The 22,988-nt window shown below is 66.1% G+C and carries 25 protein-coding genes and 1 pseudogene; 10 read left to right on the forward strand and 16 right to left on the reverse strand.

Annotation, left to right across the window (positions count from 1 at the left end; all coding sequences use genetic code 11):
* The first annotated feature begins 90 nt into the window (after window positions 1-90).
* The 6 genes from ACWPXK_RS20580 (at window position 91) to ACWPXK_RS20605 (ending at window position 4,748) form a co-directional block, all read left to right on the forward strand.
* On the forward strand, window positions 91-525 hold the full coding sequence (locus tag ACWPXK_RS20580; RefSeq protein WP_454197780.1) for a TIGR03667 family PPOX class F420-dependent oxidoreductase: 435 nt from the start codon (window positions 91-93) through the stop codon (window positions 523-525).
* A gap of 462 nt (window positions 526-987) precedes the next feature.
* The gene (locus tag ACWPXK_RS20585; RefSeq protein WP_454197781.1) at window positions 988-1,893 is read left to right on the forward strand and encodes an AraC-like ligand-binding domain-containing protein; all 906 of its coding nucleotides are present in this window, start codon (window positions 988-990) and stop codon (window positions 1,891-1,893) included.
* Window positions 1,894-1,968: 75 nt separating this feature from the next.
* Window positions 1,969-2,934, forward strand: a complete 966-nt coding sequence (locus tag ACWPXK_RS20590; protein ID WP_454197782.1) for an AraC-like ligand-binding domain-containing protein — start codon at window positions 1,969-1,971, stop codon at window positions 2,932-2,934.
* Between the two features lie 578 nt (window positions 2,935-3,512).
* Window positions 3,513-3,767 carry a hypothetical protein gene (locus ACWPXK_RS20595; protein ID WP_454197783.1) on the forward strand — a complete coding sequence of 85 codons (255 nt, stop codon included), beginning with the start codon at window positions 3,513-3,515 and terminating at the stop codon, window positions 3,765-3,767.
* Between the two features lie 382 nt (window positions 3,768-4,149).
* Window positions 4,150-4,335 carry a hypothetical protein gene (locus ACWPXK_RS20600; protein WP_454197784.1) on the forward strand — a complete coding sequence of 62 codons (186 nt, stop codon included), beginning with the start codon at window positions 4,150-4,152 and terminating at the stop codon, window positions 4,333-4,335.
* On the forward strand, window positions 4,332-4,748 hold the full coding sequence (locus tag ACWPXK_RS20605; protein ID WP_454197785.1) for a hypothetical protein: 417 nt from the start codon (window positions 4,332-4,334) through the stop codon (window positions 4,746-4,748). Before ACWPXK_RS20600 ends, ACWPXK_RS20605 begins: the two co-directional genes overlap by 4 nt.
* Before the next feature lie 81 nt (window positions 4,749-4,829).
* Here ACWPXK_RS20605 and ACWPXK_RS20610 read toward each other — a convergent pair whose 3' ends face one another.
* Genes ACWPXK_RS20610 through ACWPXK_RS20645 form a run of 8 tightly spaced genes read right to left on the reverse strand, consistent with a single transcriptional unit; the run spans window position 4,830 to window position 12,596 of the window.
* Window positions 4,830-5,642, reverse strand: a complete 813-nt coding sequence (locus ACWPXK_RS20610; RefSeq protein WP_454197786.1) for a carbohydrate ABC transporter permease — start codon at window positions 5,640-5,642, stop codon at window positions 4,830-4,832.
* Window positions 5,632-6,600 carry a carbohydrate ABC transporter permease gene (locus ACWPXK_RS20615; RefSeq protein WP_454197787.1) on the reverse strand — a complete coding sequence of 323 codons (969 nt, stop codon included), beginning with the start codon at window positions 6,598-6,600 and terminating at the stop codon, window positions 5,632-5,634. Before ACWPXK_RS20615 ends, ACWPXK_RS20610 begins: the two co-directional genes overlap by 11 nt.
* Before the next feature lie 4 nt (window positions 6,601-6,604).
* Entirely contained in the window at window positions 6,605-7,462 is an 858-nt protein-coding gene (locus tag ACWPXK_RS20620; protein ID WP_454197788.1) for a metallophosphoesterase, read from the reverse strand.
* On the reverse strand, window positions 7,459-8,832 hold the full coding sequence (locus ACWPXK_RS20625) for an ABC transporter substrate-binding protein (protein WP_454197789.1): 1,374 nt from the start codon (window positions 8,830-8,832) through the stop codon (window positions 7,459-7,461). The genes ACWPXK_RS20620 and ACWPXK_RS20625 overlap by 4 nt, the downstream gene beginning before the upstream one ends.
* Before the next feature lie 35 nt (window positions 8,833-8,867).
* A complete protein-coding gene (locus tag ACWPXK_RS20630) occupies window positions 8,868-10,001 on the reverse strand; it encodes an ABC transporter ATP-binding protein (RefSeq protein WP_454197790.1) in 1,134 nt (377 codons plus the stop codon).
* 9 nt (window positions 10,002-10,010) lie between these two features.
* Window positions 10,011-10,904, reverse strand: a complete 894-nt coding sequence (locus tag ACWPXK_RS20635; protein WP_454197791.1) for an alpha/beta hydrolase family protein — start codon at window positions 10,902-10,904, stop codon at window positions 10,011-10,013.
* Window positions 10,901-11,425, reverse strand: coding sequence for a YiiD C-terminal domain-containing protein (locus tag ACWPXK_RS20640; protein WP_454197792.1), 525 nt, complete (start codon window positions 11,423-11,425; stop codon window positions 10,901-10,903). Before ACWPXK_RS20640 ends, ACWPXK_RS20635 begins: the two co-directional genes overlap by 4 nt.
* A gap of 10 nt (window positions 11,426-11,435) precedes the next feature.
* On the reverse strand, window positions 11,436-12,596 hold the full coding sequence (locus ACWPXK_RS20645) for an acyl-CoA dehydrogenase family protein (RefSeq protein ID WP_454197793.1): 1,161 nt from the start codon (window positions 12,594-12,596) through the stop codon (window positions 11,436-11,438).
* A gap of 146 nt (window positions 12,597-12,742) precedes the next feature.
* On the opposite strand from ACWPXK_RS20645, the gene ACWPXK_RS20650 reads away from it, so the two are divergent.
* The 3 genes and pseudogenes from ACWPXK_RS20650 to ACWPXK_RS20660 form a co-directional block, all read left to right on the forward strand.
* Window positions 12,743-13,675 carry a PDR/VanB family oxidoreductase gene (locus ACWPXK_RS20650; protein ID WP_454197794.1) on the forward strand — a complete coding sequence of 311 codons (933 nt, stop codon included), beginning with the start codon at window positions 12,743-12,745 and terminating at the stop codon, window positions 13,673-13,675.
* Between the two features lie 84 nt (window positions 13,676-13,759).
* Window positions 13,760-14,458 carry a hypothetical protein gene (locus ACWPXK_RS20655; RefSeq protein ID WP_454197795.1) on the forward strand — a complete coding sequence of 233 codons (699 nt, stop codon included), beginning with the start codon at window positions 13,760-13,762 and terminating at the stop codon, window positions 14,456-14,458.
* Between the two features lie 176 nt (window positions 14,459-14,634).
* Window positions 14,635-14,739, forward strand: a pseudogene (locus tag ACWPXK_RS20660) (transcriptional regulator); the annotation flags it as partial.
* A 147-nt stretch (window positions 14,740-14,886) separates the two neighbouring features.
* Here ACWPXK_RS20660 and ACWPXK_RS20665 read toward each other — a convergent pair.
* Both ACWPXK_RS20665 and ACWPXK_RS20670 read right to left on the reverse strand, forming a co-directional pair.
* Window positions 14,887-16,260 (reverse strand): outer membrane protein assembly factor BamB family protein, encoded by a 1,374-nt coding sequence (locus ACWPXK_RS20665; protein ID WP_454197796.1) that lies wholly within the window; start codon window positions 16,258-16,260, stop codon window positions 14,887-14,889.
* Window positions 16,260-17,609, reverse strand: coding sequence for a hypothetical protein (locus ACWPXK_RS20670; RefSeq protein WP_454197797.1), 1,350 nt, complete (start codon window positions 17,607-17,609; stop codon window positions 16,260-16,262). Before ACWPXK_RS20670 ends, ACWPXK_RS20665 begins: the two co-directional genes overlap by 1 nt.
* A gap of 120 nt (window positions 17,610-17,729) precedes the next feature.
* On the opposite strand from ACWPXK_RS20670, the gene ACWPXK_RS20675 reads away from it, so the two are divergent.
* On the forward strand, window positions 17,730-18,020 hold the full coding sequence (locus tag ACWPXK_RS20675; protein ID WP_454197988.1) for a glycosyltransferase: 291 nt from the start codon (window positions 17,730-17,732) through the stop codon (window positions 18,018-18,020).
* An 18-nt stretch (window positions 18,021-18,038) separates the two neighbouring features.
* On the opposite strand, the gene ACWPXK_RS20680 is transcribed toward ACWPXK_RS20675, so the two are convergent.
* The 6 genes from ACWPXK_RS20680 to ACWPXK_RS20705 all read right to left on the reverse strand — a co-directional run bounded on the left by ACWPXK_RS20680 (window position 18,039) and on the right by ACWPXK_RS20705 (window position 22,731).
* Complete coding sequence (locus tag ACWPXK_RS20680) at window positions 18,039-18,272, reverse strand: PepSY domain-containing protein (RefSeq protein ID WP_454197798.1); 234 nt, start codon at window positions 18,270-18,272, stop codon at window positions 18,039-18,041.
* A 98-nt stretch (window positions 18,273-18,370) separates the two neighbouring features.
* The gene (locus tag ACWPXK_RS20685; protein ID WP_454197799.1) at window positions 18,371-19,315 is read right to left on the reverse strand and encodes a MerR family transcriptional regulator; all 945 of its coding nucleotides are present in this window, start codon (window positions 19,313-19,315) and stop codon (window positions 18,371-18,373) included.
* Window positions 19,316-19,622: 307 nt separating this feature from the next.
* Window positions 19,623-20,144 carry a hypothetical protein gene (locus tag ACWPXK_RS20690; protein ID WP_454197800.1) on the reverse strand — a complete coding sequence of 174 codons (522 nt, stop codon included), beginning with the start codon at window positions 20,142-20,144 and terminating at the stop codon, window positions 19,623-19,625.
* Between the two features lie 130 nt (window positions 20,145-20,274).
* Entirely contained in the window at window positions 20,275-20,841 is a 567-nt protein-coding gene (gene cyaB, locus ACWPXK_RS20695) for a class IV adenylate cyclase (RefSeq protein ID WP_454197801.1), read from the reverse strand.
* A 192-nt stretch (window positions 20,842-21,033) separates the two neighbouring features.
* A complete protein-coding gene (locus ACWPXK_RS20700) occupies window positions 21,034-22,131 on the reverse strand; it encodes a hypothetical protein (RefSeq protein ID WP_454197802.1) in 1,098 nt (365 codons plus the stop codon).
* A gap of 60 nt (window positions 22,132-22,191) precedes the next feature.
* A complete protein-coding gene (locus tag ACWPXK_RS20705; RefSeq protein WP_454197803.1) occupies window positions 22,192-22,731 on the reverse strand; it encodes a hypothetical protein in 540 nt (179 codons plus the stop codon).
* Between the last annotated feature and the right edge of the window lie 257 nt (window positions 22,732-22,988).

Genomic DNA, 22,988 nt, shown 5'->3' on the forward strand with positions numbered 1-22,988 from the left:
CTTCGTCCACTCTCGGCCGCAATGGCGACGGAGAGTTGGCGGGTTGACGAATTTCGAACAGGTTCGACCGACATCTCGCAAGGAGATCGCATGTCCAGTTCTTCGCCCCTCATCGACTCGAACTCCGACTTCGGCGTGAAAGTGTCCAAACGCCTCACGCAGGAGGCCATCATCTGGCTCACCACCGTAAGCCCGAGCGGCACACCGCAACCCAATCCGGTCTGGTTCCAATGGCGCGACGAGGCGTTCCTGATCTTCACCCAACCGGGTACCCCCAAGCTGCGCAATATCGCCGCCGACCCGCGTGTTTCGCTGAACTTCAACAGCACGGCCACCGGCGGCGACGTGGTCGTGTTCACCGGCACGGCCCAGGTCGATGCCGCGGGTGCTTCCGCCTCCGAACTCGATGCTTTCGTCGAGAAGTACACCGAGGGATTGGTCGATATCGGGATGACCAGGGAGCAGTTCTTCGCCGACTACTCGGTTCCGGTTCGCATCGTCCCTGACCGGCTTCGGGGATTCTGAGTCGGCGTCGTCGGCCAGCCTTGCTTGTGAGGGCGTGATCGCAGGGGTGACCCGCGCGGTCGCGCCGTTCGCAGGAAGGACACGGATGAGGGCGTCCTATATCCGGCAATCGGTCTGAGCGTTCCCGAAATCCGCCGCGCCGCGGACGAATTGTGCGAAGCACCGTGACGGCTCCGAAACTGCCCCGATCTGCACGAACGAAGCCCGCTTTCCCGACGATGAGCGGTCGTCGATCGAGACCACCGCACCGGGCCGAACCCCCTGCGGCGTGGCCTACTGCAGGGGCACATATCTGAGATGGGTGCGCTCCATCCCCGAACTGTCGGGCCGGGAGCGGATAGTCGGATCATATTGCGGCACAATATGAATCGCAGGCGTTCGCAAGGGGTGGCCATGCTTGTCCATGAGTTCAGCACCTTAGGGTTGCCGAGGGCGGACCAGCTGGACTGCTGGTTCGACCTTATGGATCAGGGGTTCGTTCCCCTTCGGCTTCGCAGCGCCACCGGTAACGGCTTCCCTGCCTCAGCGCGGGTGCTGGCATGGGACGGCGTGCAGGTCTCCGCGCTGGCAAATCCGTCCGTACACGCCCAGCGGACTCCGAAGCTGATCCGAAAATCCGATCCGGAGTCCTACCAGGTCAGCCTTGTTGCCGAGGGTGAGACCATGATCCGCCAATCGGGTAGGGAAGCGCACTTGTCGGCCGGTCAGTTCACTGTGCTCGACACGTCCCGCCCGTTCGAGAGCCGGCGGAGTTCCAGCCGCCTCGACAGCCCGTCCATCAGCCTTCTGCTCAGCCGGGCGTTGCTGCCGTTGCCCGCCAACCGGATCGACCGGCTCACCGCGGTCCCCTTCAGCGCGCATCACGGCGTCGGCGCATTGTTCGCTCGGTGGCTGGTGGACCTCACCGCACGTGCTGGTGAGTTCACGCCCGCGGACGCACCCACACTCACCTCGGTCACCGTGGACCTGTTGTCCGCCGCGCTGGCCGCGCCGCTGGAGGCGCAGGAGATCCTGCCCCCTGATTCGCGGCGACGCTGCCTGCGGTTACAGATCGACAGCTTCATCGAACAGCGACTCGGTGACCCAGCCCTGACGCCGAAGGCGGTCGCGGATGCCCATCACATTTCCCTGCGTACGTTGCAGAAGCTGTTCGCCGCGGACGCCACAACCCCGGCGGCCTGGATCCGGCGGCACCGCCTGGAACGCTGCCGCCGCGACCTGGCCAATCCGCTCCTACGGTCACGCCCCATTCACGCGATCGCCGCCCGGTGGGGGTTCACGGACCCGGCCCACTTCAGCCGCGTGTTCCGTACGGCATTCGGCCTGCCACCCAGCGACTACCGCCACATCACTTTCTCGCGCGATTGAAAACACAACGGTTATCGCGGCTCGTTCGGCAGGTGCCCACCCACGCCAATCGAAGGGCGATAGGTAGCGATGCTGGTGACCGAGTTCAGCACAGAGAGCCTATCGAGCGAGGACCAGTTGGCGTGCTGGCTGGACCTCATGGATCGGGAACTCATTCCAACCCGGATGCGCAGCACCACCGAGGAGGGCTTTTCCGCCCGGGCGCGGACGGTGACCTGGGAAGGCGTGCAGATCTCCGCGATGTCCTACCCGTCGGTGCAGGTTGCGCGGACTCCGAAGCTGATCCGGCAGTCCGATCCGGAGGCCTACCAGGTCAACCTTGTGCTAGACGGTGAGGCTGCGATCCGTCAGGCGGGCAGGGAGACGATCTTCGGTGTCGGTGAGTTCGCCCTGTTCGACACCTCCCGCCCGTTCGAAGGGTGGCGTTCTTGCGGTCTCGGTGGTCGATCCATGACGCTGCAGATCTCCCGGGCGCTGCTGCCGCTGCCCGCCGACGGGATCGACCGGCTCACCGCCATTCCCTTCGGCGCACACCACGGCATAGGCGCTGCATTCGCCCGCTGGCTGACCGATCTCACCACTCGGGCCGACGAGTACAGCCCCGCCGACGCACCCACACTCACCTCCGTCACCGTGGATCTGCTGTCTGCTGTGCTCGCCGCACCCATGGACGCCGAGGAGATGCTGGCACCCGATTCGCGTCGACGTGCTCTGCGATTGCAGATCAACGGCTTCATCGAACAGCGACTCGGTGACCCCGCCCTGACGCCGAAGACGATCGCCGATGCCCACCACATCTCCCTGCGCACGCTGCAGCAACTGTTCGCGACGGACGAGACCACCCCGGCGGCCTGGATACGCCGACGCCGATTGGAACGCTGCCGCCGCGATCTGGTCAACCCGTATTTGCGCCGCCGACCCATTCATTCGATCGCGGCCCAGTGGGGGTTCACCGACCCGGCGCACTTCAGCCGCGTCTTCCGTAAGGCATTCGGCCTGCCGCCCAGCGACTACCGCCATAACGCCCTCCTGCGCGAATAGGCAAGTCCGCTGCGCGAATGGACAAGGACCGACACTTCCCGTCCCGACATACTGAACTCGGTACCAACGTTTCCGATCCAGGGGGTGATCGGAGCCGGACGGGTTCGCAACGGCGCGAACCCATTCCGGCGTGTCAGGAAACCAAGGGGATGATTCGATGCATACAACCATTCGAAGGATCGCGGCATCGGCCGCCACGACCGCTGCCGCGACAGCCTGCACTCTCTTCGCCGCAGCGCCCGCTCAGGCCGACGCGGCTGAATGCGTGTGGTATCTGGAAAGTGTCGGCTACGTTGCCGGCGAAAGGACATACAACGCGTGCCTGAGTGGCGAGGGCGCCGTCGGCACCGCCCTGTGTCTTCAGGCTCTTTACGACCTTCGGGTCGCCCAAGGACACGCGAACGAGGCGTGCGGCCGGGCACGGTGGTGAGTTGGCCACCTCGGCGGCCAAGTGCCGGTGACGAAAGGCGCGCGGCAGCTCGCTCGGGCCGAACGCGCGGAGGTCGGCCCGCACTCCGGTGAGTAATTCGACCTGAACGGAACATTCGATGAGAAAGGGCCTCCCGAGAATCGCCGCGGTGGCTGCCACGGCCGTCGCGGCTTCCGCGCTCGCCGTCGTCACGGCGGGCCCGGCGCAGGCGGATACGGCTGACTGCACCTGGTATCTCGACCACCTGGGTTACTCGGTCGGAGACAAAGCCACCGACGCGTGCACCAAGGCGGCAGCCAACTATGGGGGCGATGGCTGGGCGTACTGCGACAACGACCTGCGCGCCCTCGGTGTCCACCCGAACCACTCGGCCGAAGCATGCTGGCGCGGACAGAAGTGGTAGACACGAATCCTCGGCGTCTGTGACGAGGCATCGTATCCAACCGACCCCACAGCTCGTCGACCGCAGCCGAAACAGTCCGTGGCACAAACAATCCCGATCCGCGCAACCCGAGTTACATCGACTCGAGAGGCGATCAATCGCCTGAATCAGCAATGCAACAATCGGTCTGAAAGTGATCTGCCCCCAATTCCATTGTCATGACCCAATGCTCGACATTTGCAGAATCTCGCGTCGAGCGGAGTTGCAGCGCAGCTGGGAGCGCTTGTGACAAATGAACACCGGCAGAATAGCAAATATTCGGCCGACTCGATGCTCAGGTCGGCATAGTTGCACTGTGGGTGCTCGTTCAGCGGACATACATCACAGAGGAGGTCCGCGGGGGATGTCCAATGACGACGGCCGGGATGCTCTCTATGGTTTGATCGAAAAGAGGGACCCGAATCCCAGACCGGTCAGCCCGAAACAATGGGCGGACAGCCCGCATTATGTCGAGATCCGCACCGTCGACGGCGCCGACGAAGTGGTGTTTTCCGACTGGGAGCGCTGGGAAAGGAGCGATTGGCCATGACGGTCGAGAATGGCCTCGAGGACAACCCATCACCCAGCCGGTGGAGGTCGACGATCGACGTCCTCGCCGCCAGCCTCGCCACTCACCTCGGCGAGCAGGTCACCGTGGTCAACGCGAGCGAGCTCGAGGACGGGTTCTCCTGTCTCGTCCGAGGTCCTGAGCCGTCCGGTCCATCCCTCCAGGTGGCGTGGGAGGGAGTACTCGGTATGCAGTACATCGACGGACAGCCGGACATCAGCGTGTCGCTGTTCCTGTACAGCCGACGCCGCCGCCTGCGGCTCGACGACCAGCCTGGCAGCTACCTGGAAATCGTCTATTCGGGCCCCCTCGACGGCACGGGGACCTGGCGCGACCTGGGCTGGCTACAGGACGACTTCGGCGAGTTCGAGACACACGACCATTACGGCGACTGACCGCCCACCGGTGGCGCATGGACACGTTCGATGCGCGAGGCGCCTGGACCGAATCGGCCCGGGCGCCGTCCGGCCCGCGCCCTACTTCAACCCTGACCGCACGAACGCATTCACGATGTGGCGTTGCAGCAGCAGATACATAAGCAACACGGGCAGGCAGGCGAGGCTGGCTACCGCCATCATGGGCCCCCACTGGTCGCCCTCGGTGCCCATGAAACTGCGTAGGCCCAGTTGCAGCACGCTGTTGGATCGACGTAGTACGATGGCGGGCCAGAAGTATTCGTTCCACGCGTTGATGAACAGCAGGATCCCCAGCGCCGCAAGCGCGGGTCGTAGATTCGGCACGACGACGGTCCATAGGATCGACCATGAGGAGCGGCCGTCGATTTTCGCCGCGGCGACGAGTTCCTTCGGGAAGTTCGCCATGTGCTGGCGCAGCAGCAGGACCGCGAGTGCAGAGCACAGCGTCGGGAGCACCACGCCGATCAGGGAATTGAGCAGGCCGAGTTTGGTCAGCAGCACGTAGTTGGGCAGCATGGTCACCTGGAACGGAACCAGCCAGGTGCCGACGAAGGCCAGGTAGAGCATCCGCTGGAACGGGAAGGTGTACATCGCGAACGCGTACGAGGCCAGCAGTGCGACGAGCAGTTGTCCCGCCGCCGACAGCGCCGCGACGAAGAAGGTGTTGCCGATCAGGCCCAGCACGTCGACCTTGCCGGCCGCGTCGCCGTAGTTGGCGAACGAGATCGGCCAGGGGATCGGCGACAGCGAGGTCACGTCCTCGGGCCGCCGCAGCGATGTGGCGAACAGCCAGTAGATCGGAAACGCGCACAGCACGGCGGCGGCGGTGAGCAGCAGGTGGCTGCCAGCGGTGCGCAGGCGGTCAATCATCATGGAAGGCAACCTTTTCCGAGATCCACACCAGGATTCCGGCGATCACCCCGAACCCGGCGAACAGCAGCACACCGGCCGCGGCGCTGAGTCCGGCGTCGAAGCTGTGGAACGCGTAATCCCACAGCAGGTAGTAGATATTGGTGGTCGCTTGTGCCGGGCCGCCCTGCGTCATCGAGTCGATCAGCGGGAAAGTCAAAGTGGGACTGAGCAATACCGTCGTGAGCACCAGGAACAACAGCGTGGGCGACAGCAGCGGCAAAGTGATCCACCGGCGGATCTGACCGGGGCTCGCACCGTCCACCCGGGCGGCCTCGTCGTACTCGCCGCTGATGCCGGCCAGCCCGGCCCACACCACGAGCACCGCGAATCCGAGCAGCTGCCACCCGGTGATCACGATGATCACCTCATGGGCTGTGCTCGCGTCGTAGACCCAGTTGCGGTCGGAGCCGAGGACCTGGTCGACGAAGCCGCTGCCGGGGTGCAGCAGCCAGCGCCACACGGCTGCCGCCGCGACGGGCGCGACGAGGAACGGCGCGAAGACGAACGCGTGGTAGACCGTGCGCGCCCGGCCGTGCACCCGCCTGCTGGCCAGCGCGATCAGCAGCGGAAGCAGCACGGTGAACGGCAGCATGCCCGCGATCAGCACCGCGGTGCGGCCGACCGAGTCCCAGAAGGCCGGAAGATCCAGCAACCGTTGGTAATTGCCGAAGCCGACCGGTTTCATCGGTGCGGTCGGCAGCAGATTCCAGGAGTAGGTGGACAGCTCGAACGCTTGGACCAGCGGCCGATAGATCCACACGACCAGCAACACCAGCGCGGGCGCCAGATACAGGTACGGCACGGCGTGCCGCCCCGCCCGGCGGAACCGGGCGGGGCGGCGCGACGACGCGACCGGATCGAACGCCTCCGCGGTTACCAGGTCCGCGGCACGGACCACGGGGGATTCGACGACGAACATGCGGTCACCCGGCCTCCGCGGCCAGCGCGGCGAGCTGTTCGAGCACGTCCTGCTCGGGCCGGTCGTAGACGGTCTCGGCGGGCGTCGCCTCGATGGCGGTGGCCACCAGTGTCGAGCCGAGCAGATCGATGCGGCTGTAGCCGAAACCGGTCAACCCCCGATGCCGACCGGCCGGAGCGATCGGATCGATCCGGTAGGACAGCGCCGGACCGATCCAGACCGGAATCCCCGCGAGCGCCGCGGCGCCGGTGAGGTGGTTGTGCCCGCAGATGATCAATCGCACGTCCGAGCCCGCCAGCACCTCGGCGAGCAGCTCCGGTCGTTCCAGCCGCAGGTACTCGGTGGCCGCGACCGGCGAGCGGATCGGCGGGTGGTGCAGCACCAGCAGCGTGCCGTGCCGCGCGCGTTCGCGCAGCTGGTCGGCGAGCCAGTCCAGCTGCCGCTCCTCCAGCCGTCCGTCGTGCCGCCGCGGCGTCGTGCTGTCCAGCGCGATCACCCGCAAGCCCGCCACATCGACCACCTGATCGTGTGTGGCTTCGGGATCGACCGCCGCGGCGTCTTTTCCGAGCAGCTCGGTGGCGAAGGCTCCGCGCTCGTCATGGTTGCCCATCACGTAGACCGTCTTCGCGCCGAGCTCCTCGGCCACCGGCTCGACCGCGCCGCGCAGCCGCCGATACGCCTCGGGCGACCCGGTGTCGGTCAGATCGCCCGAGAGCACCAGGGCGTCGATGCGCTGTCGCGACGCGCGCAGCTGCTGCAACACGTGGGTGAGGTTGGCGTAGGTGTCCACCATCCCGTGCACCATTTCCCCGGCGGGCCGGATATGGGTGTCGGTGAGCTGGACGATCGTCGCCACGCTCATGACGCCGGAAGGAGTTCGGCGCCCTGGTCCCGAGCGGCGGTGAGGGTGGACTGCGGGTCCTTGCCCTGGAACACGATCGCCTCGACGGCTTCCATCATGCCGTCGCGGATCTGCAGGTAGTTGGTGCCGGGCATGGAGATCCACGGCTCCATCGCGGCCAGCTGGGCGACGTTCGGCGCCAGCAGCGGGTTCTGCCTCGACCACGCCTGCAGTCCGTCCGGATCGTCCATCAGGCCGGTGCGCAGCGGCAGGTAGCCGATGCCCTGCGAGATCTTGGTGTAGGCCGGTTCGCTGGTGAGGAACTTGATCAGCTCCCATGCGGCGCGCTGCTTGGCCGGGTCGTTGGACAGGATGTGCAGCGAGGCACCGGAATTCGTCGGCACGGTGGGCTTGCCCGCGAAGCTCGGCATCGGTGCCGACCGCAGATCCCACTTGTCCTTGGCGCCCGTGACGAACGTGCCCTGGATCGCGCTGGTCTCCAGGATCATGCCGATCTCACCGCGGGCGAACGCCTCGTAACCCTGCTTCTGGTTGAACTTGGGCATGGCGCCGGAGTTGACCAGCTGCTGGCTCATCGCCGTCACCTCGACCGCGGGCGCGTCGGCGAAGGTGAGCTTGGTGCGATCCTCGGAGATCACCCGGCCGCCGTTGGAACGCACCAGCGACTGGAAGCACCAGTCCTTGGCGGTCTTGGTCAGGCAGTCGATGTAGACGCCGCCCTTGCCGGTCTTGCCGGTGATCGCCGCCGCGGCCTCGGCGACCTGCTGCCAGGTGGCCGGGGGCTTCGCGGGATCGAGGCCCGCTTCGGCGAACAGCGAGGCGTTGTAATACAGCACGGGAGTGGAGAACACGAAGGGAACGCCGTAGGTGTGGCCGTCCCAGTCGGCCAGCGTGCGGGCCTTCGGGGCGAACTGGTGCTCGGCGCCGTCGAAGTTACGCTCCACCTCTTGCTTGCCGACCAGCGTGTCCAGCGGCTTGGCGCCGAGCTGGTGAATGGTGAAGTCCAGCTCGCTGAAGCCGAGCTGCGCGACGTCCGGCGGCGCACCGGCCACCATCTGGTTCTGGATGCTGGAGACGGTGTCGGTGGCCGGGTTGGGGCTGTTGCCCTGCGGTTTCTGCGCGGTCACCGTGATGTTCGGGAACTTCGTGCGGAAATCGGCGATCAGGGAGTTGAAGGTGTCGGTCCACGCGCCGGCGAGTCCGTAGTTGTAGGACTCGAACACGATCGACACCTGCTGGTCCGGCTTCAGTTCCGGGATCAGCGCGGTGTCGGTGTTCGCGTCGGTGGTGGTGCTCCCGAGTCCGCCGCAGGCGCTGAGCGCGACGGTGGTTGCGAACACCAGGCCCAGAATGGGCGCGGTGCGTTTCACGGTGTGTCTCCTCATCGAGTCGGGATGTTGCTGGTTCAGGCGACGGCTACGGGTTCGTCCGCGCTGTCGATTCGGGCGTCCTGCCGCGGCTCCTGCCAGGTCAGGCGCAGTCCGGAGGCGGCATGGAACAGATGGATGTGCGCCGGATCGACCCGCAGCGCGATGCTGTCGTCGGCCGCGACGCCCGCGGGCCGGGGCGCACGGGCGCAGAGGGTGCGATCGCCGGTGGTGAAGTGGATGAGCTCTTCGCTGCCCAGGTTCTCCACCATCGTGACTCGGCCGCGAATGTCGGAACCGCTGGGATCCAGCCGCAGCTGTTCCGGGCGGATACCGGCCACCACCTCGACGCCATCGCCGAAATCCCCGGCACTGATGGCCAATTCGGTATCGATGCCGTCGGCCACCACGCGCAGTGCGCCGTCGCGTTCGGTGACGACGGCGGGGAACAGGTTCATCGGCGGCGCGCCGAGGAAACCGGCGACGAAAGTCGAACGGGGCCGGTCGTAGAGCTCGGTCGGGGTGCCCACCTGTTCCACCCGGCCCTCGTTGAGCAGCGCGATCCGGTCGGCCATGGTCATCGCCTCGACCTGGTCGTGGGTCACGTACAGGAAGGTCGCGCCGAGGCGCCGGTGCAGAGCGATCAGTTCGGCGCGGGTCGCGCTGCGCAGTTTGGCGTCGAGGTTGGACAGCGGCTCGTCCATCAGGAACGCGCCGGGATCACGAACCATGGCGCGCGCCAGGGCCACTCGCTGCCGCTGCCCGCCCGACAGCGCGGCGGGCCTGCGGCGCAGCAGCTCGGTGAGACCGAGTATCCCGGCCACCTCCGACACCCGCTCGGCGATCTTCGCTCGAGGCGTGCGCCGGGCGCGCAGCGGGAACCCGATGTTCTTCGCGACGGTCAGGTGCGGGTAGAGCGCATAGCTCTGGAACACCATGGCCAAGTCGCGCCGCTGTGGTGCCTGGTGGGTGATGTCGTTGTCGTCCAGCAGGATTCGGCCGCCGGTCGGGTCCTCCAGACCGGCGATCATGCGCAGCAGCGTGGATTTGCCGCACCCGCTGGGGCCGAGCAGCACCAGGAACTCGCCGTCGGCGATGTCGAGACTCACCTCGCGCACCGCGTGAGTGGCGCCGAATTGTTTCGACACCGCTTCGATTCGCAGTCGTGCCACCGATACCCCTCAGCCCGGCAGCTCGCCCGCGACGATCCAGGTCGCCACCCTGGCCGCGATCGCGGGCGAGTCCTTCACCCAGAGGAAGTGGTCGCGGTGATCGACCGGCGAGTTCTCGTCGATGTGCCACTGGGTCACCCGCGCGTTGGGCATCCGGGAGACCAGGAAGTCGACGTTGGACTTCGGGCCGAGCACGTCGTCGGACAGCGAGATGGCCAGCACCGGCGCGGTCATGGTCCGCAGCAGCGTGTTGTACTGCCGCTTGCTGCCCTTCGGGCGGTAGTAACTGGTCAGCGAGTGCATCGACCAGTCGCGCATGACGCCGCCCGGCATCGGGGCCGGAATGAGCACGCCGCCGGGCCAATGGCCCTTCCAGCGGGAGACCAGGCCGATCCACTGGATCTGGCTCAGCGCCTCCCACCATCGGCGGGCGCCGAACGCCCACCAGAACACGGTGCCGGTGCCGATGACGGTGACGCCCGCGATCCGCTCGGGTTCGGCCGCGGTGAACAGCAGCGCCAGCTGACCGCCGAGGCTGTGCCCGAACAGGTGGATCGGCGCTTCGGGAAAGCGTTCCCGCACCGCGGCGACCAGTGCGGGCAGGTCGGTCTCCAGCATCTCCCGGTAGCCGAAATCGCGGTGCAGCCCCAGCTCCGGCTGGGCCTCGCCGTGCGCGCGCAGGTCGGTCATCGCGACCGAAAGTCCTTGGGCATGCAGCTCTTTCGCGAGCGGAAGGTAGTTCTTCGCCTTCATGGCCATGGCGGGCAGGATCAGCACGACCGGCGCGCCCGCCTTCTTCGCGGGCAGGAAGCGGACGGTGAAGGTGACACCGTCGGCGGTGCCGACCTTGGTCGACTCCAGCGTGGTGAACTCCGAGCGATTGTGCGGTGCCGTGGTGGTCATCGGTCGCCCTCCGGAATGGTGACGTCGCAGACGTAGTCGAAGGTGAACTTGGCGACGGCCACGTCGCCGTCGTCGAGCAGCGTCGCCTTGCCGGACAGCTCGAACCGGTTCGATGCCCTCGCGGCGAGCACGTCGGCGAGCTCGCGCTGGTCGACGGTGGCGACAGCGCGGATGCGGCCGACGGCGGGCTTGCGGTAGGTTGCGGTTCCCCCGCGCAGCACCAACCGTTCGACGCTGCGCAGACGGCTGGCCGCGGCGCCGACGAACGCGGCCGCTCCGCCGATGTCGGCGGCGGTGAACAGCGCACCGGCGTGCACGGTGCCCATGTGGTTGCGCACGGTGCCGGTGGCGGGGATCTCGACGACGGCGCGTTCCGGGCCGATCTCGGTGATCACCGTGCCGACGTGACGGCCGAACGGAACCAGCTCCTGCGACACCGCCCGCAGGTATTCGTAATCCACGGCGGCACAGTCGAGTTCGGGATATGCCGCCGCGAAACCGGTGATCTCACGCGTGGTCATGATGTCTCCTTCAGCGTTCGGTGCGCAGGGCGCGGCGGGCGATGGACCAGCGCAGGACCTCCGACGGGCCCTCGTAGATGCGGAAAGCCCTGGACTCCACCAGGAATCGGGCAACCAGGTGGTCTTCGCAGACGCCGAGTCCGCCGTGCAGCTGCACCGCACGGTCGAGCACCCGCCAGACCGCCTCGGAGACGAACGTCTTGGCGATCGACGCCTCGTGCCGTGCCTGCGAGGACGTCGGCCCCTGCGCGTCGATGGTCTCGGCGGCGGTGCGGATCACGCCGCGAGCCGCGGCGATGTCGATCTCGTTGTCGGCGATCAGTCCTTGCGCCATGCCGTGCTCGGCGATCGGGACGCCGAACGAGGTGCGGGTGCCGATGTGCTGGATGGTCAGCCGGTGCGCGCGCACGGCCAGCCCGAGCCAATTCATGCAGAACACCAGACGCGAGGGCGCGAGCCGGACCTGAGCGAGCGTCAGGCCCTGGCCGACCTCGCCCAGCACGGCGGAATCGGGCACCTCGCAGTCGGTGAAGGTCACCTCGCAGTGGCCGCCCGGCGCGCTGGTGTGATCGAGGGTCGGCATCCGGCGCCCTACCCGCAACCCGGGGTTGTCCTGGTCGACCAGGAACATCGTCGGTCCGTCGCCGGTGCGGGCGACGCAGATGGTGAACGCCGCACCCTGCGCGCCGGTGGTGAAGTGCTTGGCGCCGTTGATGACCCAGCCGGAGTCGGTTTCCTCGGCGACGGTCCGCAACATGCCGGGGTCGGAACCGGCGCCGGGAGCCGGTTCGGTCATCGCGATCGCGGACCGCACGTCGCCCGAGGCCAGCGGCGCGAGGTAGCGCTCCTGCTGGTCCTCGTTCGCCACGTGCGCGAGCAGGTGGATGTTGCCGTCGTCCGGCGCCCACGCGTTCAGCGCGATCGGTCCGAGCAGGCTGGCGCCCGCGGCCTCGAGCACCTGCGCCTGGGCGCGGGTGTCCAGGCCGAGTCCGCCGTACCTCGGATCCGACAGCGGGCCGAAGACACCGGCCTCTTTTGCCTTCTTCTGCAGCTCGAGCCGCAGCGCGTCGTCCATCACCCGCCCGTCGACAACGACCTCGCGTTCCACCGGAACGACGTGGTCCCGAATGAACTGGGTGGTCTTGTCCACCAATTCCGCCACAGTGGTCATGGCGTCAGTCTCCGTGCGGCGTGCGGATGCGGGCGGGGGCGATAGTCAACGTCGATTGTGCGAATCGACTGCCCGTTCGTCCGCTGCGGACGCGCCCCATCTCGGCGACGGTGATCGCGGAGACGTTGCCGGACCAGGGGACGGAAATGACTGACACAGCGGTACGAGTCTGGCGCCGCCGCGACGAGGCCGTGGGCGTGTTCTCGCTGGATCTGGCGGCCGTCGACGGTGGTGAACTGCCGTCGTGGACGCCAGGTGCGCACATCGACGTCGCGGTCGGCGCGGCAGGGGTGCGGCAGTACTCGCTGTGCGGCGACCCCGCTGACCGGTCGCGCTGGCGCATCGCGGTGCTGCACGAGCCGGACGGGCGCGGTGGCTCGGCCTATCTGCACCGGGCCGCGCAGCCCGGATCGGTGCTGCGAGTTGCACAGCCGCGCAACAACTTCGAGCTTGTTCCCCGCGCGAGTTACGTGTTCCTGGCCGGGGGGATCGGGATCACCCCGATCCTGCCCATGCTGGCCGCCGCGGAAGCCGCGGGCGCGCGCTGGTCGCTCTACTACGGCGGCCGCACCCGGCGGCACATGGCCTTCGCCGACGCCATCGCCGAGCGCTACCCGCAAGCGCACCTGCTGCCGCAAGACGAGCACGGCTTGCTGCCGCTGGCGCGGATACTCGATGGCCTCCGCGACACCGCCGTGTACTGCTGCGGACCCGAACCACTCCTGGCCGCCGTCGAAGCCGAAGGGACGCGGCGCGGTCTGCCGGTGCATCTGGAGCGTTTCGTGCCGCGACGGGTGCAGTTCGCCGCCAACGAGACGTTCGAGGTGCGGTTGGCCGCCAGCGGACGGACATTCCAGGTCGGGGCGAACGAGTCCATCGCCGACGTCCTGGAATCGGCCGGGATAGGCATCGTCACCTCATGCCGCGAAGGCGCCTGTGGCAGCTGCGAAACCGCTGTTCTCGCAGGCGATATCGAGCACCGCGACACGGTGCTCACCGCGGAGGAACAGGCGCGCGGCGACACGATGATGCTGTGCGTCTCCCGGGCCGGGTCGGGCCCGCTCGTGCTCGATCTCTGACCTGCCGGCCGTGATCCGCGGCAGGCGTGCGGCGCGTGCGACGTGGCCGCTTCCCCGAGAAAACCCGAGAGGAAAGAAACAACGATGAGGAAAATCGTTGCGGTGGCCGCAGGTCTGGTCGCCGCAGTCGGGATCGCGTCCGGCTCGGCCGGTGCGCAGCCCGAGACCGAAGACGCGGTCGACTTCACCGCCTACGCCACCGACACCCAGTCCATCGTCACCACCGACGCCGGCTCGATGGTCGTCGAGAACGGTGTCTTCAAGATCAAGGCCGCCAACGGCACCGTGCTCACCGGCATGCCGCTGAAGTTCCGGGTCGACGACTTCGAATTCCCGATCGCGGCCGACATCGCCGGTCGCACGGCGACGCTGACTCCGCAGTTCGACGTGGGGCACGCGACCTACAAGCCGGTTGCTCTGCCGTTCGAGGACAAGGCGCCCTGGAAGACCGAATACGACCGGGAGCAGGCCGCCTGGTCCCGGATGACCAGCACCATTTCGATGGGCGCGACGCTCGGAACCCTGGTCGGCGGCATCGGCGGCGCGGCGGTCGGCTGCGTGCTGGGCGGCATCGCCGGCGCGACCGTCGCCTCGGCCGCGATCGTCGGACTGTTCGGCGCGTTCATCCCGGCCGCGGCCATCGGCTGCCTCGGCGGCATCGTCGCGATCGGCGCCCTCGGCACCATCGCGGGCCAGCTGCTGGTCACCGCCCCGGTCGCCATCGGCGCGGCCATCCAATACTTCTCCACTATCAACCAGCCTCCGCCGGCCCCGGCGAAGTAGATAGTGGCGAAGAACCCGACGTCTCGTTCGTTGGGGGACACCCGACCCCGTTCGGCCACCCGGCCGAGCGGGGTCTTCGGCGTTGCACGCCATGCGGTCGTCACACGCACCTGCTTTACCCGCGAATGCTCCCTTGCGGTCTAGTACTCCAGCATCACGTGATGCTGGAGTACTAGTTCTACAACGACATCTACGCCGCCAGAATCGATCACGATCTGGTGCTGCTGTCCCAACTCCAAGCCGATGGGTTGCGGCGACTGTCGAGCCGCGCCTTCGACCTGTACGTCACCATGACCTACCGCCGGATCGAGCCGATCAGCCTGATCGAGTTCGATCTCGCGTGCACCGACGCGGCAGGGGGACACGCACCCCTGGCGGCCTATCTGTCCCTGGACAGACTGACCACCTTCCTCGAGCAGGGCTAGGGCCTAGTCGAGGGGGCGTAGGCCGATCATGGTATGTGAGTCGGTGTAGGTGTATGTGCCGCTGTTCTTTTCGGTGAGTTGGCCGCCGCCGGTGATGCCGGTCGGGGCGTCGGTGACGGCGCGGAAGGGGATGTCCCAGACCGTGTTGCCGGTGTGGGGGTCGATTGCCCACAGTCCCTCAGCGTCGGAGAGGACGGCGACGCGGCCGTTCCAGGTGTGGACGGTGCCGACGCGGCGGGTAGTGGTCTTCCAAAGCTGGTGGCCGGTGCGGAGATCCACGCCGGTGGCGGTGAATGCGGTGTAGTTGAAGAGCACAGCGGTGTCGCCGAGGGTGGCGACTCGCAGCGTCGTGTCGTGGGTGACCAGGTCGGGGTTGGTCCAGCGGACAGTGCCGTCGCGGCGGTCATAGGCGGTGTCGGCCAGCAGGATGGGAATGGTGTCGTCGGTGGGGCGATCGACTTCGACATCCTGCACTGCCGGGCTGTCGGTGCTGGCGAGGATGCGGCCGGTGCGGTCCAGGATATCGGCGCCGGTGCGGCCGTTGCTGCCTTCCAGGCGGGACCCGGTGCGCACGACGAGAGCATCGAAAGTTGTACGGGTGTAGGGCCATCCGTACAGTTCGGCGGTCCAGGTCGGATTGCCGGTGCGCAGGTCGAAACCGGCGAGGTCTGCGCCGAGTTCGAACACGCCCTGGCCGTGTGCGACATCCAGGGGTCGGCTGTAATCGCTCTCATACGAGGCGCCCATCGCGAAGGTGCGGGACCAGTGCGCTTTCGGGTCTGCGAGGGTGCCCGCGTGCACGCGCACGTCGTCGGATTCGACGTCGCCCTCCGCGACGTAGAGGCGATCGTGGTCGGCGGCGATGCCGAATGGGTACTTCCACTCGACCGGGGTGCGGGTGACGGCGCCGCTGTCGATGTCGAACCCGACCAGGGCGGGAGTATCGTCCGACAGGGAGGTGAAGCAGACGAGCTTGCCGTCGATCGGCACCTCGGCACAACCGCCCAACTTGGCGGCAGGCGCGCGCCAGCGCATCGCACCGGTTCGCGCATCGATGCCGTACATCTGCGGGTCGCGGAGCGACGACTCGCCCGGTGTGCCGATCACGGTGATCATCGTGTTTCCCGCGTCGATGAAACCGACACTGCCGTAGTCGTATTCGGTGCCGTCGACCGGGGTGTGGAACTTCGCGGACGCCTGGCCGGAGAGCTCGGCGGCCGTGCTCGACCACGCGAGACCTGGTGCGGCAGCGTTGGTTCCGGTGATCTTGCGGATGCTGTCCTCGGGGTGCAGCAGCACCGCGACCGCGCCCGCGCTGGTGCCGACGGCGAGCACCGCGGCGAGCACCAGACCGCGCACACCTGGCGCCCATGCCATCACTTCACCTCCAGATCGGGGGTCGACGCTATCGCCTCGAGTTGGGCGGCGCTGAGCAGTTCGGGTGCCGACTTCGCGGTGGAAGACACCTCCACCTCGGTGCCCGAGGGGTGTGTCACGACGACGGTCCGCGTCACCTGAGGTGAGTTCTCCCCGGTCGCCACGCCGGAACCATCAGGTTCCTGAGTCTCGATGACCGTCCCGTCCGGCAACGTCCGGGTGCTGGTCCGCGGGTCGCTTCTCGACGGCTGGGTGGATTCCGTTGGGCGCGTTGGTTCGACGGTGATCACGATGCGCAGCTCCGACTGTTGCCCGGTGGCGGTGACGCGAACCGCCTGGCATACGCCGGGTCCGTACGAGCCCGGCCGCAGGGCGCCCAGCGGCCGGTCGAGGACGAGGCCGTCGAGCTGTATCCGCGACAGCACCGAATCCAGCCTGCGGGCAGTTGTCTCGTCGATCGGAGTAGACGCCTTTTTTGGCGTTGGCCAGTAGCGGCAGGGCAGGGGCGCGTCCGGCGTTCCCGGCGGAACCGGTGTGGTGACACGGACGCCGGGCGCAGTCGCCAGCGCGACCAGTTCATCGATGGTCATCGGCACCTTCCCGGAGGGGAAGCTGGTCTCCGACGAGTCATCGGCGGACGCGTAAACCCTGCTGCCGTCGGGCGCATAGGCGGTGGCGCTGCGGCGGAGCGTGCGGACGCCATCGGTTTCCGACCAGGTGTCGTGGGTGTCGACGGTCGTGCCGTCGGGGAGGATGCGGCGCGCATCGAGGCTGCCCGCTACACACGCCGGGATCGGTTCGGTGGATTGCTCGACCGAGACAAAGAGCGAGCCCGTCTGGCCGCCCCGCGTCAGCGTCGCGTGTGCGGTCGTGGAACCACCGAATCGCGCGGCGTCCGCCGGGTCTTCGGGACTGTCGATGGGCTGGAAGACCAGCGAGTCGTCGAGGGACGCGAAGCCGAGAGCGACGCCGTCGGGCAGCGCGTCCAGCGCCGCCGCCGACATAGCGACGGCCTTGGGCCCGGAGAACCAGGGGTACGCCGGGTTGTCGTAACTGGGTCTTCCCTCCGAGACCATCGAGAACCCTTCGTTCTTGCCAGGTGGTTCGACCGTCGCACAGCCAGGAATCTGCGTCGGGTACGTGACCGGCGGGGTGACGTAGGTGTGCTCCTTCTCCGGCTTCGGCTTGGTGGTGGTCACCGGTGCGGTCGTCAGTTCGTGTTCCGGATGGTGCAAGAGTCCGCCGACGATCACTCCCCCCGCCACGATCGACAGGCAAAGCAGCCCTAGCGTCCACGCGGTGACGGCCCGCGACGGCTTGTCCGATGGTGTCTCGATGTCGTCCGACACGATGTTCCCTCCCGATGTCGATAGCACAGTATTGGGCGGTCGCGGCGCAGGGTGTACCGGGGTGCGCTCGCCTGCCGAGATCTGTTATAAGACAACGGAATTACGGACTGGCTGGCCAGCATTGCAGGGGGCGTCGGCACGATCCTCGGCGCGCTGGCCCACGGCCTACCCATGGTGCTGTGGCCCCAGGGCGCCGACCAACCCATCAACGCCGCCCGCGCCGTCGCGTCGGGAACCGCGATCACAGTCGATGCCGCGACCGCGATCTCCGCGGCGGTGACGGAGACGCTCGACGACGGCGCATACCGTGACCGGGCCCGCGCGATCGCGGACGAGATCGCCCAGCGTCCCCGGCCCGCCCACGGTGATCGAGGAGATCACGAACTCTTAGCACGCTGGGCAACAGAGTAGGGGCCGGTTGTGACCGGGCTACCCGGCGGTCCTCAGCTGACCGGAGTAGGCGTCGACCTGCACCTCGTAGTCTTCGTCGGCATTGCCGGGACTATGGATGTCGAACTCGTACTCGGCCGAGTTGCCCCCACCCTCGAGCTTCCACTTCTCGACACGACCGGCGGTGGGTCTCCACCCGCGCGAATCGTGAGCCGATCCGCCGAACCAGGTTCTCGAATTCCCGCCGCCACCGGACCGGGTCCACCCCGTCACCGACCGCTACCAGTTCAGTTGGGTTGCGCACTGTTTCCTCGCGCCCTCATCACCCGACGCCGCGAGCACCGCTCCAGCCGCTGCGTCGCACGCAGACCTCAGTGCTGCTTGTCGAGATAGGTGTGCAGCGCTTGTCCGAACCAGGTGAACACCGGTCCCAGATCCGGAAGCGGCGGCCAGCCGTTGATGATGGCGACCAGCTGCCAGTACCGCGCCACGCGAGGGTCGTTGGCGACCGCGAGCCGCTCGAGCACCCACCGCCGCAGCTGGTCGTCATCGGCCCGACCGAAGGTCTCGGCGTACCGTGCGGTCAGCGTGTCGACAATGTCGGCCGCACTCGCCGAATCCGGCGCGATATCCGCCGCGAGTGCCCGACCGACTTCCTCACACACAGTCTCGGTCAGATCGTGATGCAGGCCCGTGGTGTCGCCCTCGGCGCGTTCTTTGGCCTGATATTCGGCCATCCGCCGCACTGCCGTACGGAAGTCGTTGTCCTGCACCAACTCTACGAGCTCCATCCATGCCCCGACCTGCTCGGGCGTGGGGTCGTCCGGAAGTTCCGGCATGCTCGAGCGCAGCAACTCCACCATGGCCGGATTGGCATCGACGCCGCCGAAGGTGTCGTCGATGAAGTCGTGGATGAAGCGGTGCCGTTCGGCTTCCGACAGATTCACCAGTTTGTGCATCAGATCCATCTCCTGTGGGTTCGAACCCCGTTCGGCTACCGCTTGCAACACCGCACGCCGAAGACGCAGCACGCGGATCTGCACGTCGAGGGCCGCTGCGTGTGCTCCAGCGACATCGGTCACCGAGATCTCGCGAACCAGGATGCGTCGGATTGTGGCCAGATCGATATCCAGCTCACGCAACGTCCGGACCAGTTCCAGGCGCGCCAAAGCGTGCACGTCATAGAGGCGGTAGCCAGCCGGGCTGTGACAGGTCGGCGGAACGATCCCCTTGTCGGAGTAGAACCGGATCGTCTTGACCGTCAAACCGGTCCGCTCGGCCAAAGCCCCGATCGTGAGGAGGTTCTCGTCGTCCATGCCCACAAGCTTGATGTCTCCCCCCGATGGAGACTCAACCCGACACCGCAATCCACCCCACAGCACCATTCTGACCAGCACCAACACCAACGATCACGAAGTCGCGCTGGAGTACTAGCGATGCGGTATATCGATCCGGTTGCTGTACATAACCGTTCTCGCGATCGCGGAAAAGATGTTGTATGCCGTTCTCGAAAATCCTTCTGCGAGTATGATTATCGTATGGATCTCGGATTCTGTCGTACTCGTCAGGCATGGCAGCGCCAACCCCGGAATATTGCGATGCCTTCAGGTTGAAAGCGTTGAGCTACGCACCGTCGCGTGACGACGCGTATTCGTCGGCGAATTCGCGCAGCATTTCGGCCGTGCTGGAGAACATGCCACCGTCGGCTGGGTCATAGTCGTCGATCATGAGTTTCATCAATCCGTACGCGGTGTCGCCGTCGGTGTCGAAGCCATATTCGAGCAACGGATTGACGTGATCGTAGAAAGAATTCTGGCGACCGAACCATTGATAATCCTCCCAGTGTGCGCCCGCGAACCTGATGAAGAGTTCGCCCAGAAAACATATGAAGGCGTCGGCCATGTCGGCGTTCTCGGGAGCCGTAGCGGTAGCCATATCAGGAAACAGTTCGGCTACAACGGCGTCCAGCCTGGACAATTCTGGAGCCCCTTCGGGCCACGGCTCAGATGGAATGTCGCGCAATCCCGCGTAATCGAGGAACTTCCGCACCTGGGCTGACCGCCGATTCGGGTCGACCCATTTTCCCCATTCGGTCTGCTCGACGGGTACGCCGAGATCCATCGTCATCTGCTCGTCATTCCCCACGTCTACCTCCTTCTCGTCATGGTCCGAACAGGTCAGTTGCGCTACAACGAATCCCGCGAACTTCCCGCATGCGATGTGATCTGGTTGACCGGGCGAATAGGTACTCGCGCGGAGGAAGCCGGTAATGCGATCAGTTGGCGGCGGCCATGACGAGATCGCGATAGGGCAGGTTGACGACGGGGTGGTCGGCTATGCGGAGTTCGAATTCGATCTCCTGGAGGTGAAGGGTCGCTGCCTCGGCGTCTGCGGCGGTGACCTCGGTCTCGACGTAGGTCCCGGCATCCTTCACGGCATCGATGCTGACGATGATGTCGTCGTGGTCAGGGTGCTGGTAGATGGTGCGATCTTTCTCGACGCGCACGAGTTGGACCATGCCGATTGCGGAGAGCAGTTGGTTGGCGGCGTCGGCTTGGTCCGGACCGTTGAGCGTGACGTTGGTTTCGCGTTTGGCGATCACGTTGGTGTCGCTGTGGGTGGCGGCGTTGGACGGCGGCTTGTAGGTGATCTCCGCGAACCCGTCGCGACACCGAATGCGAAGGCACTCAACAGTTTTCATGTAATCGACGTCTGGTCGGCTGTAGTAGGTGTCCACCTCGGCGAGGTGTCCGGCCTCGCGGTAGCCGAGTTCGGTGAGTCGTTGGCGCAGGGTGCTGGGGTCGGCGAGTTCGCGTTTACGCTCGACTTCGATCAAGTGCATGTGCTGGATCATCCTCTCGTGTGGATAGCGGTGTGAACACGGGCAAGGCTGGGCTTGGCGCAATGTTGCTGGATGGTGAACCGTCCCGGGTTTGGGGCCGTTTTGGGCTGTCCTGATGTTCTGTCCGCCGGTTGTGAGATCCCCATCCCCGACAGGGGCCGACCACACTGTGAGCCGATCGAGCGCGGACGGTTATCGGTCGCGGGATAGTCCGCGCGTGCGGTCCTGTCCGTGTCCGGTACCGCCACGCACAACGCCCGGCGCAGGACCAAGCGGCTCCCGCGCCGCCGCTGACGGTGGTTGTGCCTGGCCGAGCCCGAGAAGCTCGACTACGTCCGGGGGCAGTCCGCGGGCTTGGAGTCGTGCCAGTTCTTCCACGCGTTCCTTGTCGGCTGCCTCGCGTGCAATGCGGGCATCTTCGCGCGCTTTCTCCTCCGCAGTGCGGGCTTCGGCTGCTGCGCGCTCTAGGCTGGCAGCATCGGCCACGTCTCGGGCCGCCTGTTCCCCAGCGTCGACGGCTTCCCGTACCTGAAACTGTTCAGGCACCGGGAATTCCAGCGCCACCCGTTCGGCAGCCGCCCGTTCAACCTGCGCACGCTCATCGGGTCCCCGTGCCTGCCTGGCTCGCTCAGCTTCTTCCCTGGCCTGCCGACCACGTTCGATCTTCTGCGGGGCATCCGCCCGTCCGCGTGAAGCGGCTTCCCGGAACCGCAGCATCTTCCCGAATTTTTCGGCTCGCGCACGCGCTCGCGCCAGCAACGCAATTTTATCCCGCCGCTTCTGTAGAGCCTGAGCCTTCTCCTGCCGAGCTTTCTCCCGGATACCCGGCAATTCGAGCTGCTGCGCTTTACCGCGCTCCAGGGCGAGACCACGCGCCCAAATTTCGCGGGCGTCGGCTCGCGATATTACATTATGCTGAAATTGGTTCGGGAAATCACGGATCAAGCCGTCTATCAGTTTTTGCAGGTCTTTCGCTACCGTCTCACCTTCGACGGATCGCAAAATGTGCTGGTGGTTCGGATTCTCTTTAAGAATCTCTCGCATCGCCTCCAGCTGCTTTTTGTCTTTCTGCCCTTCGATTCGACCGGATTTATCTTCTATGGTGAATGTCCGTGCGCCGACTTGTTTGGAGTGGTCGACCCGGATTCGCCCCTTCGTGGTTTCGTATACTCGCGACCCTGGAACATACCCGTTCTCGCGGTCGCGAAAGAATCGGTCGATGCCGTTCTCAAATATCCTGCCGCGTTCATGATTCGGGAACTTGTCGCGGTCTCTGTCGTATTCGTCCATCGCTGGACACACCCCCCGGTGTGCGGAAAGCCCTTGTCAAGGAGGTTGTTTGGTTAGCCTTCATCGAGCAGTCGAGGCTTCTTCGTCAAGCTTCTCTTGGTGATACGCTGCATATTCACGGAAGATGGCAGTCATTGTGGAGAACATCCCGTCATAGACATCAGGGTCGAATCCGATCATGCTGTCCATCAGTCCCCATACGGTGTCTACGTCTTCATCCAACGTGTCAAATTGCAGGGCCGGATTCACGTGGTCATAAAATGAATGATCGCGACCGAACCATTTGTATTCGATCCACTCGGCACCTGCAAACTTGGTAAAGCACTCACCAATGAAACAGATGAAAGCGTCGGCCATGTCCGCGTTCTCGGGAGCCATCGCTGTAGCCATATCTGGGAACAGCTCGGCAATAATCGGATCGAGCCGCTTAACCTCCGCTGAGTCTTCCGGCCACGGCTCCGAGGGGATCTCACGTATGCCCGCATAGTCCATGAACTTCCGGGCTTGCGCCTTGCGGCGGGCCGGATCAACCCATTTCCCCCATTCGGTCTGCTCGACGGGTACGCCGAGATCCATCGTCAGCTGCTCCTCATTCCCCACGTCTACTCCTTCTCGTCATGGTCCGAACAGGTCAGTGTCGCGCCCGCACGTGTCACCGGGCAAGCGGGCGGGCTGGGTGTCGCATCATCGCTCGACATACAACTGCTCACACGGCAAACGGGGCAGGCGATCAGCCCCGCCACTGGCGACGCACACGGCGTCGGTGCAACGGCGGATACCTTCGTCTTGCACAAACACCAGAGCCGCCGTCAAGCACGCCGCGTAGTGCAGCTGGTAGCCGCGAATCCGCACAATCA

This window comes from Nocardia sp. Marseille-Q1738 (assembly GCF_965283145.1).